13 protein-coding genes are annotated in these 13,501 nt (G+C 58.9%); 11 read left to right on the forward strand and 2 right to left on the reverse strand.

Annotation, left to right across the window (positions count from 1 at the left end):
* Positions 1-4 precede the first annotated feature (4 nt).
* The 4 genes from phnL (at position 5) to phnP (ending at position 3,624) form a co-directional block, all read left to right on the forward strand.
* Entirely contained in the window at positions 5-727 is a 723-nt protein-coding gene (gene phnL, locus DXXMK7_RS07635; protein ID WP_038918561.1) for a phosphonate C-P lyase system protein PhnL, read from the forward strand.
* Complete coding sequence (gene phnM, locus DXXMK7_RS07640; RefSeq protein ID WP_049842415.1) at positions 724-1,893, forward strand: alpha-D-ribose 1-methylphosphonate 5-triphosphate diphosphatase; 1,170 nt, start codon at positions 724-726, stop codon at positions 1,891-1,893. Before phnL ends, phnM begins: the two co-directional genes overlap by 4 nt.
* Positions 1,893-2,441, forward strand: coding sequence for a ribose 1,5-bisphosphokinase (phnN, locus tag DXXMK7_RS07645; RefSeq protein ID WP_038918562.1), 549 nt, complete (start codon positions 1,893-1,895; stop codon positions 2,439-2,441). Before phnM ends, phnN begins: the two co-directional genes overlap by 1 nt.
* Before the next feature lie 433 nt (positions 2,442-2,874).
* A complete protein-coding gene (gene phnP, locus DXXMK7_RS07650; RefSeq protein ID WP_038918564.1) occupies positions 2,875-3,624 on the forward strand; it encodes a phosphonate metabolism protein PhnP in 750 nt (249 codons plus the stop codon).
* Between the two features lie 129 nt (positions 3,625-3,753).
* On the opposite strand, the gene DXXMK7_RS07655 is transcribed toward phnP, so the two are convergent.
* Positions 3,754-4,404 carry an NADPH-dependent F420 reductase gene (locus DXXMK7_RS07655; protein WP_038918565.1) on the reverse strand — a complete coding sequence of 217 codons (651 nt, stop codon included), beginning with the start codon at positions 4,402-4,404 and terminating at the stop codon, positions 3,754-3,756.
* Positions 4,405-4,507: 103 nt separating this feature from the next.
* Between DXXMK7_RS07655 and DXXMK7_RS07660 the strand changes: the two genes are divergently transcribed.
* The 3 genes from DXXMK7_RS07660 to phnD all read left to right on the forward strand — a co-directional run bounded on the left by DXXMK7_RS07660 (position 4,508) and on the right by phnD (position 7,473).
* Complete coding sequence (locus DXXMK7_RS07660; protein WP_038920890.1) at positions 4,508-5,404, forward strand: LysR family transcriptional regulator; 897 nt, start codon at positions 4,508-4,510, stop codon at positions 5,402-5,404.
* 149 nt (positions 5,405-5,553) lie between these two features.
* Positions 5,554-6,414 (forward strand): phosphonate ABC transporter ATP-binding protein, encoded by an 861-nt coding sequence (phnC, locus tag DXXMK7_RS07665; RefSeq protein ID WP_038918566.1) that lies wholly within the window; start codon positions 5,554-5,556, stop codon positions 6,412-6,414.
* Positions 6,415-6,540: 126 nt separating this feature from the next.
* A complete protein-coding gene (gene phnD / locus DXXMK7_RS07670; protein WP_038918568.1) occupies positions 6,541-7,473 on the forward strand; it encodes a phosphonate ABC transporter substrate-binding protein in 933 nt (310 codons plus the stop codon).
* Here phnD and DXXMK7_RS23175 read toward each other — a convergent pair.
* A complete protein-coding gene (locus DXXMK7_RS23175) occupies positions 7,470-7,601 on the reverse strand; it encodes a hypothetical protein (RefSeq protein ID WP_255412276.1) in 132 nt (43 codons plus the stop codon). The genes phnD and DXXMK7_RS23175 overlap by 4 nt on opposite strands.
* Before the next feature lie 27 nt (positions 7,602-7,628).
* Between DXXMK7_RS23175 and phnE (DXXMK7_RS07675) the strand changes: the two genes are divergently transcribed.
* The 4 genes from phnE (DXXMK7_RS07675) (at position 7,629) to DXXMK7_RS07690 (ending at position 13,486) form a co-directional block, all read left to right on the forward strand.
* Positions 7,629-8,495 carry a phosphonate ABC transporter, permease protein PhnE gene (gene phnE / locus DXXMK7_RS07675; RefSeq protein ID WP_174213735.1) on the forward strand — a complete coding sequence of 289 codons (867 nt, stop codon included), beginning with the start codon at positions 7,629-7,631 and terminating at the stop codon, positions 8,493-8,495.
* Positions 8,496-8,497: 2 nt separating this feature from the next.
* Positions 8,498-9,388 (forward strand): phosphonate ABC transporter, permease protein PhnE, encoded by an 891-nt coding sequence (gene phnE / locus DXXMK7_RS07680; RefSeq protein ID WP_038920893.1) that lies wholly within the window; start codon positions 8,498-8,500, stop codon positions 9,386-9,388.
* Positions 9,389-9,820: 432 nt separating this feature from the next.
* Entirely contained in the window at positions 9,821-11,200 is a 1,380-nt protein-coding gene (locus DXXMK7_RS07685) for a diaminobutyrate--2-oxoglutarate transaminase (RefSeq protein WP_049842414.1), read from the forward strand.
* A 171-nt stretch (positions 11,201-11,371) separates the two neighbouring features.
* Positions 11,372-13,486 (forward strand): TonB-dependent receptor, encoded by a 2,115-nt coding sequence (locus DXXMK7_RS07690; RefSeq protein ID WP_038918569.1) that lies wholly within the window; start codon positions 11,372-11,374, stop codon positions 13,484-13,486.
* Positions 13,487-13,501: the final 15 nt, after the last annotated feature.

Below are 13,501 nucleotides of genomic sequence, written 5' to 3' on the forward strand. Positions count from 1 at the left end.
AAACATGACAACCGAAGGCACGTCCATGACGGTTCTGCGCGTGGAAAATCTGAGTAAAACTTTTGTACTGCACAACCAGCACGCCGCCCGGCTGCCGGTGTTGCATCAGGCCAGCCTGACGGTGGCCGCCGGCGAATGCGTGGTGCTGCACGGCCATTCCGGCAGCGGTAAGTCCACGCTGCTGCGTTCGCTGTACGCCAACTATCAGCCGGACAGCGGTCATGTCTGGGTGCGCCACCGCGAGGCGTGGGTCGATCTGGTGACCGCCCCGGCCCGGCAGGTGCTGGCGGTACGGCGCGACACCATCGGCTGGGTCAGCCAGTTTCTGCGGGTGATCCCGCGCATTCCGACGCTGGAGGTGGTGATGCAGCCGTTGCTGGAGCGCGGCGAAGACCGGGCGGTATGCGAAGCGCGCGCCGACGCGCTGCTGACCCGGCTCAATGTCCCGCGCCGGCTATGGACGCTGGCGCCCGCCACCTTCTCCGGCGGCGAGCAGCAGCGGGTCAACATCGCCCGCGGGTTTATCGCCGATTATCCGTTGCTGCTGCTGGACGAACCGACCGCCTCGCTGGACGCCGCCAACCGCGACGCGGTGGTGGAGCTGGTGGAGGAAGCGCGTGCCCGCGGCGCGGCGGTGGTCGGCATTTTCCACGATGCGCAGGTGCGCGCCCGGGTGGCGGACCGCCTGCATCACATGACGCCCGTAACGCAGGAGCTCACGCCATGAGCGCGACGACTCAGAGCAGCGATACTACCCGGATCATCAATAACGTACAGTTGGTGTTGCAGGATGAGGTGGTCAGCGGATCGCTGGCCTGGCGCAACGGCGCGATCGAGGCCTTTTCCTCCACCCCCAGTCAACTGCCGCAGGCGCTGGACGGCGAAGGCGGCTGGCTGCTGCCGGGGCTGGTGGAGCTGCATACCGACAATCTGGACAAGTTTTTCATGCCGCGCCCGAATGTCGACTGGCCGGCGCATTCGGCGATGAGCAGCCACGATGCGCTGATCGTCGCCAGCGGCATCACCACGGTGCTGGATGCGGTGGCGATAGGCGATGTACGCGACGGCGGCCACCGGCTCGATAACCTGCGTCGCATGATCGACGCCATCGTTCACAGCCAGCAACTGGGGGTGAACCGGGCGCAGCATCTGATTCACCTGCGTTGCGAATTGCCGCACCACACCACCTTGCCGCTGTTTGAAGCGTTGATGAACACGCCGGAAGTGGCGCTGGTGTCGCTGATGGACCACTCGCCGGGGCAGCGGCAGTTCGCCACGCCGGAAAAATACCGCGAGTATTATCAGGGCAAATACCACCTGAACGATGCCGAGATGGATGCGTTTGAAACCGAACAGCGGGCGCTGTCCGAACGCTGGTCGACGCCGAACCGGCTGGCGATTGCCGCGCATTGCCGCGAGCGCGGCATCGCGCTGGCCAGCCACGACGACGCTACCGCTGCGCATGTGCATGAATCGCTGGCGCTGGGCAGCGTGATCGCCGAATTCCCCACCACCGAGATGGCGGCGCAGGCGTCGCACGCCAGCGGCATGAAGGTGCTGATGGGGGCGCCCAATATCGTGCGCGGCGGCTCCCACTCCGGCAACGTGGCGGCGTCCCATCTGGCGGAGCAGGGGCTGCTGGATATTCTGTCATCCGACTATTACCCCGCCAGCCTGCTGGATGCGGCGTTTCGCCTGGCGACGGATGAGCGTAATCCGTTTACGTTGCCGCAGACGGTGGCGATGGTCAGCGCTAATCCGGCGCAGTCGGTCGGGTTAGACGATCGGGGGCGGATTGCCGACGGGCTGCGCGCCGATCTGGTGCTGGCGCACCACTCGCACGGTCAGGTACGGATTCGTCAGGTGTGGGCGCAGGGGCGACAGGTGTTCTGATGGCGCGGCTAATCTGGCTGACCGGCGCGTCCGGCTCCGGTAAAGATTCCCTGCTGGATGCCCTGCGGCAGACGAATCCGCCGCGCCTGCTGGTGGCGCATCGCTACATTACCCGCCCGGCGCAGGCCGGCGGCGAAAACCATATTGCGCTGAGCGACGCGGAGTTCGCGCAGCGCCGTGAGTGCGGTTTGTTCGCATTGCACTGGCAGGCGCACCACTATCAGTATGGCATCGGCATTGAAATCGACCTGTGGCTGTCCGCCGGGCTGGATGTGGTGGTCAATGGATCGCGCTTTCATCATCAGCAGGCGCAAACGCGCTACGGCGACCGCTTATTGCCGGTGTGCCTGCAGGTATCCCCGGAGGTGCTGGCGCAGCGTTTGCGTCAGCGCGGGCGGGAAGATGACGCGGCGATCGCGCAGCGGTTGCAGCGGGCTGACGCCATGCCGGTTCCGGCGGCGTGCCGGCGACTGAATAACGATGGTGCGCTGGCGCAAACGCTGCTGGCGTTTCACACCCTGTTAGCGGCTGAAAAACGAGATTGCTGATACCCCCCTTTAGCCCGGGGGGAGTGTTTTTTTCCGGCGTCAAAAACTGTGCTGAGGTGGGCGACTTCGCCGGGTGAGCAGCATGGATGCTGCGAAAGCCCGTGCCGCGTCTGACAAAAACGCCGGGAGCGTTTTTGAACAGCGTTTACGCTGGCCCGTAGGGCGAGCCCCAGGTATGGGGCGAGTAAACGCGTCACGGGCGGCCCGAATAGCGAAGTCGAGTGCCGAAGGTAGCGCGTAGCGCCACAGTTTAGCCACCAGCCAGAGGTCAAGGAGAGGCGGCGATGAGCCTCTCCTTGTCGTGCGTGCGATGACGTTACAAAGAGATCATTGAGGTCATCACGCACGAAACATTTCACGGCGTTGACATCTATTCGCCAATAACAAAACAACACGGCCGTTTGTTAACAGCCTCAAAAGTGGAGCTAATGTTATGGAGCTAATGTTTATGGGGACCGGCGACGCGCAGCAGGTGCCGCTGACCGGTTGTGAGTGTATCGCCTGCGAGCGGGCGCGGTTGGATCCGCGCTTTCGGCGCGGACCGAGCAGCATGCTGGTTCGGTGCGACGGCGAGGCGACGCTGCTGGACGCCGGCGTCACGCAACTGGAGCAGCGCTTTGGCGTCAACGAGATTCGTCGCATCCTGCTGACGCACTACCATGTCGACCATGTGCAGGGGCTGTTTTCGCTGCGCTGGGGCATCGGCGATCGCATCCCGGTGTTCGGGCCGCCGGATGAACAGGGATGCGACGACCTGTACAAGCATCCGCGTCGGCTTGATTTCCAGCCGGCGATGACGCCGTTTCAGGCGGTAACGATGGGGGCGCTGCGGGTCACGGCGCTGCCGCTCAATCATTCCAAACCCACCTTCGGCTATCTGCTGGAACATGGCGGGCAGAGCGTGGCCTACCTGACCGACACCTGCGGTTTGCCGGACGATACGTTGGATTTCCTGCGCGGCAAACGGCTCGATCATATGGTGATGGACTGCACCCAGCCGCCGCGGGATAGGCCGCCGCTCAACCACAGCGACCTCAACACCGTGCTGCGGGTGCGCGAACAGCTGCGGCCGACGCAAACCTGGCTGACCCACGTCAGCCACGAAACCGACGCCTGGCTGATGCTAAACGACCTGCCGGACGGGGTGCGCGCGGCGGCCGATGGGGCATGGATCAACGTGTAGCGACGAAAACCGCAACTGAATAAGCTGAGACGGGAAGATAGCGTCAGTTCCCGCTCAGAAATCAGTCGACCGGATAGGTCTAAGCCGGAATATGTTGCGGCGTGCCCGTGTCGCGGTATTGCTGCGGCGTCATCTGCCGGAAACAGCGACGTCACTGCGTTGAGCATTATCGAGTGCTGTGCTCAGCGTCTCTTTTGTCATCCGTACACAATAAGTCGGCATTCCCCGCTCAAAGCGCCATCCTTCGGCGAGAGCACCTGCGTCAACGACATCGAAACCAAAAGCTTCGTATAGTTCGGTGACCAGCCGTTTACCTGTCGCATCATCTCCGGCAAGCGGTAGCGCCCGGCGCGTCGGCGCGCCAGAGGGAAGCCCGTCACTTTCAAGCTGTGTCATGGGGATGGCGTTAAATGCTTTTGTTATCAGCGCGCCGGGCAAATAGCCGGCCAGAAGCTCGCTGGTAGTGGTTTCCAGTCTGTCCAGCGCCTCAACTTGCCCATCGCGTTCAGGATAGTAGTTGACGGCATCCACCACCGGTTTTCCCCGTAGTTCCGCGACAGGAAGCTGGCTGATAGCCGAGAGGGGAACCGCGATGACGACGACATCGCCAAAAATGGCGGCTTCGGTGGCGGTGCCAACGTCACAGCCAACCATTGGCCGGAGACTGAACAGCGTCTGTGGGCCGCGTGAGTTGCTGAGCATCACCTGATGGCCGTTTTTAATGGCCAGCGTTGCTATTGCCCGTCCGACGAAACCTGCGCCAATAATGCCAATCTTCATCGTTTTTTCCTTTTTCGTGTTGAGATAACAAGAAAATAGTTCCCTACAAATCGGAGATAAAGCGCAATATAAAACATAAATAAACAACAAAATGGAGGGAATGGTGGATAGGCTGACCAGCATGAACGTTTTTGTGAAGGCGGCGGAGCTTGGCTCTTTTGCAGCGGCAGCCGAGGCGTTGAGTCTCTCTGCGCAAATGGTGGCGAAACATGTGGCCTGGCTGGAAGCACGGCTCGGCGTCAGATTGCTGAATCGCACCACGCGCCGCCAGAGTCTGACCGATATTGGCCGCAGTTATTACGAACGGTGTCGGATGGTACTGGCTGAAGCAGAAGCCGCCGATGCCATTGTGCTGGACATGAAGGCCACACCTTCCGGTGTTATTCGGGTAAACGCGCCGGTGACCTTTGGCTCGTATACTCTGGCCCCTTTTCTTACACACTATCTCGGAAATTATCCGGATACGCAGGTGGAACTGACGTTGAGTGATCGTCTGGTCGACCCGATTGAAGAGGGTTTTGAAGTCATCATTCGCATCGGTGAACTGGCCGACAGTTCAATGCTGGCGTGGCCGCTGCGGCCTTACCGTTTAATCGCCTGTGCCTCGCCAGACTATGTCGCGCGCGAAGGTTTACCGGCAGTACCGGCTGAGCTTGCACATCACGCCTGCCTCGTTTACGGAATATGGTCACCCGCCGCCCCTTGCCGTTGGGTGTTCCATCGAGCGGGCAAGACCGAAGACGTCAGGCCGCAAGGCCGGTTCCGCTCAAATGACTGGAAGGCGTTGCTACATGCTGCGATAGAGGGTTATGGCGTCACGTTAGGTCCAGAAGATGTGCTGCGCGAAGAAATCCGGCAAGGGCGTCTTGTCCAGGTGTTGCCTGAGTATGAAGGACCTGCTCGCCCTATGCATGTGCTGGTGCCGGCAGGGCGGCGGCAGACCGTTAAAATTAAAAGCGTTGTCGACGCGCTCAGAATGCGCTTCGGGGAGTCGGCGTAAATTCCCTCATCGAAAGCGGCGACAGAAACGGTTATGAGGCGAGGTGGAATGTCCGTGAGTTCATTTTTTAATCACAAAGCTGTCATCAGGTATTCATCTGCGCTGCGCTTAATAACGTCCATATTGTTGACTAAACGATGACGAAACTCATGGCACAGGCACTGTTGGCATCCGAAAGCGCTACTCCACTGCGCGCACATCATTTCCAGACGCAACCGCAGCAGACCATTTTGTCGGTGCGTCAGCTGTGTAAGGCCTATTCCGGTCAGCAGAAACGGGTGCTGGAGAACCTCAGTTTTGATTTGCACGCCGGCGAGATGGTGGCGGTGATCGGCCGTTCCGGCGCCGGTAAGTCCACCTTGTTGCACGTGATGAACGGCACTATTCCGGCCAGCGAAGGGCAAATCCTGCGCTATCCTGCCCAGCACGATGGCGGGCAGGGCGACACGCAGGACATTCTGCGTTTCAGCAGCCGGCAGATGCGCCAGTGGCGCAGCGAATGCGGCATGATCTTTCAGGATTTTTGTCTGGTGCCGCGGTTGGATGTGCTGACCAACGTACTGCTGGGCCGCCTGAGCCGGACCTCCACCCTGAAGTCGTTCTTCAAACTGTTTTCCGATGAGGATCGCGCGCACGCCATTGGGCTGCTGCAATGGATGAACCTGCTGCCGCATGCGTTGCAGCGGGCGGAAAACCTGTCCGGCGGCCAGATGCAGCGCGTCGCTATCTGCCGCGCGCTGATGCAGAACCCCAAAATCCTGCTGGCCGACGAGCCGGTGGCGTCGCTCGACCCGAAAAACACCCGCCGCATCATGGACGTACTACGACAGGTGAGCGACAACGGCATCACCGTCGTGGTGAACCTGCATTCGGTCGAGCTGGTGAAAGAATACTGCACCCGGGCTATTGGCATCGCCCAGGGGCGCATCCTGTTTGACGGCCCGCCGTCAGAACTGACCGACAGCCTGCTGCGTACCCTGTACGGCGACGATCTGCAGCCGGTGCACTGATTCCCTTTTTGGCACTCCCCGCGTCCCGGTGGTTTTAACGCGGGTAGCGGATTTTTCGACATCACATCGCTACACCTTGGCATAACGACAACACACCTTGGCATAACGACAACATAGGCAAAACTGATGAAAAAAACCTTCACGTTGACCACCTTGCTGGCCGGTGCGGTAGTGTCCGCCAGCGTATTCGCCGCGGAAACACCGAAAACGCTGAATCTGGGCATCCTGGGCGGTCAGAACGCGACTCAGCAGATCGGCGATAACCAGTGCGTTAAACAGTTTCTCGATAAAGAGCTGAATGTCGATACCCAATTGCGCAACTCATCCGACTATGCCGGGGTTATTCAGGGGCTGTTGGGCAAAAAGATTGATCTGGTGTTGAGCATGTCGCCGTCGTCGTATGCGTCGGTATACATCAAAGATCCCAACGCGGTGGATGTCGTCGGTATCGCGGTGGACGACGTCGACCAGTCGCGCGGCTATCATTCGGTGGTGATCGTTAAGGCCGACAGCCCGTACCAGAAGCTGGAAGATCTGAAAGGTAAGGCGGTCGGTTTCGCCGACCCGGATTCCACCTCCGGCTACCTGATTCCCAATCAGGCGTTTAAAGAGAAATTCGGCGGCAGCGTCGATAACAAGTACAACAATTTCTTCTCCAGCGTCACCTTCTCCGGCGGGCATGAGCAGGACATCCTCGGCGTACTGAACGGCCAGTTTGACGGCGCGGTGACCTGGGCGTCGATGATTGGCGACTACAACACCGGCTACACCAGCGGCGCGTTCGGCCGTCTGATTCGCATGGACCACCCGGATCTGATGAAACAGATTCGCATCATCTGGCAATCGCCGCTGATCCCGAACGGCCCGATTCTGGTGAGCAACGCGTTGCCGGCCGACTTCAAAGCCAAACTGATTACCGCGGTGAACAAGCTGGATAAAGAAGATCATACCTGTTTCATCAAGGCGATGGGCGGCAAACAGCACATCGGCCCGGCCAGCGTGGACGATTACAAAACCATTATCGCCATGAAGCGTGAACTGACCAAAGGCAACCGCTAAGGGCGGCGCGCCGGGTCGTCAGGCTCGGCGTTTTCCCGACCGGCGGTGCGCAACGGCGCAACATTGACGGACTGCGGCACAGGCAGGATGCCTATTTTTTCACACTGTTGCGGTTCCAAACCCATCATCGCTTTTCCACCATTCAGACCAAACTCATGCTGAACCCTGATTTTGAACGCTATTACCAGCGGATACGCACACGGCAGAAGCGCGAGTCGCTGATATGGACACTGGTGCTGGTCGTGCTGTACATCGGCGCGGGCGCGTTGTCCGAATTCAATCTGCATACCCTGTGGACCTCGTTTCCCCACTTTTTTGACTACCTGATCGAGACGCTGCCGGTGCTGCACTGGCCGCTGCTGTTCGCCGACGGCCATACCGAAGGCTCGCTGGCCTACTGGGGATACCGCCTCAATATCCAGTTGCCGTTGATCTGGGAGACGCTCAACCTGGCGCTGGCGGCGACGCTGCTGTCGGTCGCGGCGTCGGTGGTGCTGGGGTTTCTGGCGGCCAACAATACGCAAAGCCCGCCGGGCGTGCGTTTTACTCTCCGTGCGTTGCTGGCGTTTCTGCGCACCATGCCGGAGCTGGCATGGGCGGTGATGTTCGTGATGGCATTCGGTATCGGCGTTATTCCCGGCTTTCTGGCGCTGGCGCTGCATACCGTCGGTTGCCTGACCAAGCTGTTTTATGAAGCGATTGAAAGCGCCTCGGAACGGCCGGTGCGCGGGCTGGCCGCCTGTGGCGCCAGCGTGTTGCAGCGTATGCGTTTTGGGCTGTGGCCGCAGGTCAAACCGATCGTGCTGTCCTACAGTTTTATGCGGCTGGAAATTAACTTCCGTCAGTCCACCATTCTTGGGCTGGTGGGCGCCGGGGGCATCGGTCAGGAACTGATGACCAATATCAAGCTGGACCGCTACGATCAGGTCAGCATGACCATGCTGCTGATCATCGTGGTGGTCTCGATTCTGGATGCGCTGTCCGGGCGGTTACGGCGGCAAGTGGTGGAGGGCGGCAAATGAACATGACCCCGTTGACGCCGGCGGACATCGCCGCGATGAAACAACAGCACCCGGCGTTGTTCTGCCAGCAACGCCGCTACTTGCGGCGCGTCGGGCTGATGGCGGCGGCCGTGCTGCTTTACTATCTGGCGTTTCTGACGTTTTTCGGCATCAGCGCCGAACAGTGGCTGCGCGGCTTCAGCGAACTGGGGCGCTATTTTGTGCGTATGTTCGTGTGGCATGACTTTCTCGATTGGCCGTTCGGTTACTACCTGTCGCAGGTATTCATCACCATCGCCATCGTGTTCGCCGGTACCCTGACCGCTACGATAGTGGCGCTGCCGTTGTCGTTCCTGGCGGCTCGCAACGTGATGCACGAACCGATGTTGCGGCCGGTGGCGTTGCTGGTGCGTCGTCTGCTGGATATCTTGCGCGGCATCGACATGGCGATCTGGGGGCTGATTTTCGTGCGGGCGGTGGGCATGGGGCCGCTGTCCGGCGCGCTGGCGATCCTGATGCAGGACGCCGGTCTGCTCGGCAAGCTGTACGCGGAGGGGCATGAAGCGGTAGAACGTTCACCCAGCCGCGGACTTGGCGCGGTCGGCGCCAACAGCCTGCAAAAACACCGTTTCGGCATCTTCACCCAATCGTTTCCCACTTTTCTGGCGCTAAGCCTGTATCAGATGGAGTCCAACGTGCGGTCGGCGGCGGTGCTGGGGTTTGTCGGCGCCGGCGGCGTCGGGTTGGTGTACGCCGAAAACATGCGACTGTGGAACTGGGATGTGGTGATGTTCATCACCCTGATTCTGGTGGCGGTGGTGATGCTGATGGATGTCTTGTCCGCGCATTTGCGCCGGCGCTACATCATCGGCAAGCCGTTGCCGCTGTTTGAGTCGGAGACATCAGCGCGCTAAGCCGCTTTTTTGTTTCTCAACAGCGTTTGCCAAAAAGCGTTTATCAGCGAACCGGTTTGTCGAGGCGAAAACCGGTTTTTATCGCAGACCGCCCCGTCTAATGCCGGATAGCGACAGATTCCGTCTGTTCCATGCCAGATCGCCGCCACTGGCAGCATATTTCCGCTGGAATTGCCTCTCGGCAAAATGCAGATTTTATTTAGCGTATATTTTGTGATTTGCGTCACAAAATCGTTTTTTCATCTTACCGGCGATTCCCCCGTTTTTAGGCGACAGCGTGTTGCCAAAACCCTCGCGCTGTATGCATTTAGTGAATATAGCGTCATTAATTGTAAGGATTTGGTTATGAAAACCGTCATTTAAATAACACTTGAGCGTCATTATTGTTAATGATAATTGTTGTCATTATCAATATCACAGGGGGTGAAGACGATGTCAGAGACACAGTTTGCGGTTACGGATCATGTGCAGAGAACCAATGCAGATTATCTGGAGCGACAGGGATGGTTTGAGTCCAATGTTCGAAGTTATCCGCGCAAACTGCCGCTGGTGATCCAGAAAGCGCAAGGCGTGTGGGTGACGGATGTAGACGGCAATCCGTATCTGGACTGTCTGGCGGGTGCCGGTACGCTGGCGCTGGGGCATAACCACCCTGAAGTGGTGGCCAGCATCCAGCAATTTCTGGCGTCGGGCCTGCCGATGCATACGCTGGATCTCACCACGCCGCTGAAAGACGCCTTTTGCGAAACCCTGCTGGCGCAGCTGCCCGGCGGCGAAAACCAGTACTGCCTGCAGTTCTGCGGCCCCTCGGGAGCGGATGCGGTTGAGGCCGCATTAAAACTGGCGAAAACCTATACCGGCCGCGGCGGCATCATCAGCTTCTCCGGCGGCTACCACGGTATGACGCACGGCGCGCTGGCCGTCACCGGCAATACCGGTCCCAAGGACGCGGTGCAGAATCTGATGCCCGGCGTCCAGTTCCTGCCTTACCCCCATGAATACCGCTGCCCGCTGGGGATTGGCGGTGAGGCGGGCGTACAGGCGCTGAGCCACTATTTCACCACGTTTATTGAGGATGTCGAGCGCGGCATGTCGTTGCCGGCCGCCGTCATTGTCGAAGCGGTGCAGGGCGAGGGCGGCGTCAACCCGGCGCCGGCCAGCTGGCTGCAAACGCTGCGCGAGGTGACCCGCCGTCACGGCATTCTGCTGATTGTGGATGAAGTGCAGGCCGGATTCGCCCGTACCGGCACGCTGTTCGCCTTCGAACAAGCCGGCATCGAGCCGGACATCATCGTGATGTCGAAAGCGGTGGGCGGCGGCTTGCCGATGGCGGTGCTGGGCATTCGCCGCGAGTTCGATGTCTGGAAACCGGGTACCCATACCGGGACGTTCCGCGGTAACCAGATGGCGATGGCCACCGGCAAAACCACCATCGAGATTCTGCTGCGCGACAAGCTGGCGGCGCAGGCGACTGCCCGCGGCGACTGGCTGAAGCAGCAGTTTACCCAGTTACAGACGCGCTTCCCCTGCCTGGGACAGGTACGCGGCCGCGGCCTGATGCTGGGAATTGAAGTCGTGGATGAGCGCCGGCCAACGCAGGCGGGCGGCTGTTATCCGCTGGATGCCGAACTGGCGGTCGCGATTCAACAGCACTGCTTCCGCCAGGGCTTGTTGCTGGAGCGGGGCGGACGACAGGGTAACGTGGTCAGGCTGCTGCCGCCGCTGATTATTACCGAGGAGCAGTGCCGCAGCGTAGTGGAGCGCTTCGAGCGCGCGTTGATCGAAGCCGTGGCGCAAGTCCGTCATCCATAATGCCAGAGGTAAGTATATGGTCCGTAATGATAATGACGACGAGATAATAAAAAGAAAACGTAACCGGCGTTATTACGGATATAGCCTGAGGCTAAACAATAATATTAACGACGTATGCTGGCGGAACCGCCAGCGTTTATTTACTGGGAAGATAATAATGAGGTTGAATGAATGAAGGTTCGGGCATTATATGCGTTGACGCCATTATTTTTATTTGCACAGGCTAACGCAGCAGACAGCACAAACAAAAATGACAACGAAATGGTGGTGACGGCATCCCGAACGGATACCGAGAAAAAAGATTCACCTCAGGTCGTGACGATTATTACTAAAGAACAGATCGAACAGCAGCGACAAATTACCAGTGATTCTTCCCAGATATTAAGCAACTTATTGCCGTCGATGGCGCCGAGCCGTCAGAAAATGAGCGGTAGCGGCGAGACCTTCCGCGGCCGCGCGCCGTTGATTCTGGTGGATGGTATTCCGCAATCCAACCCGTTGCGCCCTACCGGGCGTGAAATGCACACCATCGATTTCGCGATGGTGGATCGCATCGAAGTGATTCACGGCGCCAGCGCCAGCAACGGCATCGGCGCGACCGGCGGGGTGATCAATATTATTACCCGCCGCCCGGAGCCAGGCTCGTTCAACCAGCACTTCAGCGTGGAAACCACCTCGCCGACGAAAGTCAGCTCGGACGCCATGAGCTACAAAACCACCTACGGATTCAGTGGCCGTGAAGAGTATCTGGATTACCTGTTTTCAGTCAGTTACGAAGATCAGGGATTGTTCCTGGACGGGAAAGATCGTCCTATCGGGGTTGATAACACCCAGGGCGACCTGATGGATTCGCGCGCTTACGATGTGATGGCGAAAGTGGGCTACTGGCTGGATAACGACCAGCGGATACAGTTCAGCCTTAACCGCTATCAGATCAAAGGCAAGATGAACTATTTAGGCGTCGCCGGCGACCGTAATAACGGTATCCCGACCACCTCGATATCCGGGCGCCCGGTCGGCGATGCGCCGATGAACAGCGTCTGGACCACCAGCGCCACCTACGATAACTACAATCTGGCGGGCATGAAGCTGAACTCGCTGGTGTATTACCAGAATTACGAGTCGCTGTTCGGCGCCGATAATTCGGATTCTTTCCAGGATATCCGCATTGCGCCGCTCAATCAGCTGTACGATCAGTCGCGGGTGACCTCCAGCCGCTACGGCAGCAAAGTGGCGCTGACCAAGGACGATATCTGGGACGATTACCTGAAAGCGACGGTCGGGTTCGATACTCTGTTCGATACCGGCAAACAGGATTTCTGGCTGACCAAACGCCTGTACGCGCCGCAGATGAAATACACCGATCTGTCGCCGTTTATGCAGTTTGATATCCAGCCGATCGAGTCGCTGAAAATCACCACCGGGGTGCGCTACGAGTACGCGCGTCTGGATATCGACAGCTTCCGCACGGTGGCGGCCAGCACCGTACAAAAATCTAATAACAGTGTAGATGTTCAGGGCGGGCGCCTGAGTTTCAACAAGACGTTGTACAACGTCGGCGCGGTGTGGACCACGCCTTACCAGCCGTTGAGCCTGTTCGCCAACTACTCGCAGGGCTTCGGTATTCCGGACGTGGGCCGTACGTTACGTGGTATTAGAAAAGCCGATCAATCGGTCAGCATGCTGCCGCTGGAACCGATTGTGACGGACAACGTTGAGACCGGCTTGCGGATCCAGAAAGACCCGGTGGAGTTTGAGCTGAGCTACTACCGCTCGACATCCAAGCTGGGCGAACGCGTGGTGGATGTGAGCGGCACCTTCCAGAGCGAACGTCAGAAAACCCGTATCGATGGCATCGAGACGTCGCTGGGTTACAAGGTGAATGACGATCACCGTCTGAAACTCGGTTATTCCCATATTCAGGGCTGGTATGACAGCGATGGCAACGGCAGTCTGGACGGCAAGCTGGACGGGCTGAATATCCCGCCGGATCGCCTGACCGCCAGCTGGTCCGCCAACTGGACGCCGCAATGGTCATCCTTTATTCAGGCTAATTATGCCTTTGACAGAATTATGGATAAACGTCAGCAGGACTTTAACGGTTATCTGCTGGTGGATGCCGCCGTCGGTTATAAATTGCCGAAAGGTAAAATTAATCTGGCGGTCTCCAATCTGTTCGACAAGGAGTACATCACGTATTACTCGCAAAGTGCGATTGTGAACCCCTTACGTTATTTCTCCGGTCGGGGAAGAACCGTGACATTAGGATACAGCGTTGACTTCTGATAATAACCCCGCCGT

This window comes from Dickeya sp. MK7, from assembly GCF_000406305.1.
Taxonomy (GTDB): domain Bacteria; phylum Pseudomonadota; class Gammaproteobacteria; order Enterobacterales; family Enterobacteriaceae; genus Dickeya; species Dickeya fangzhongdai.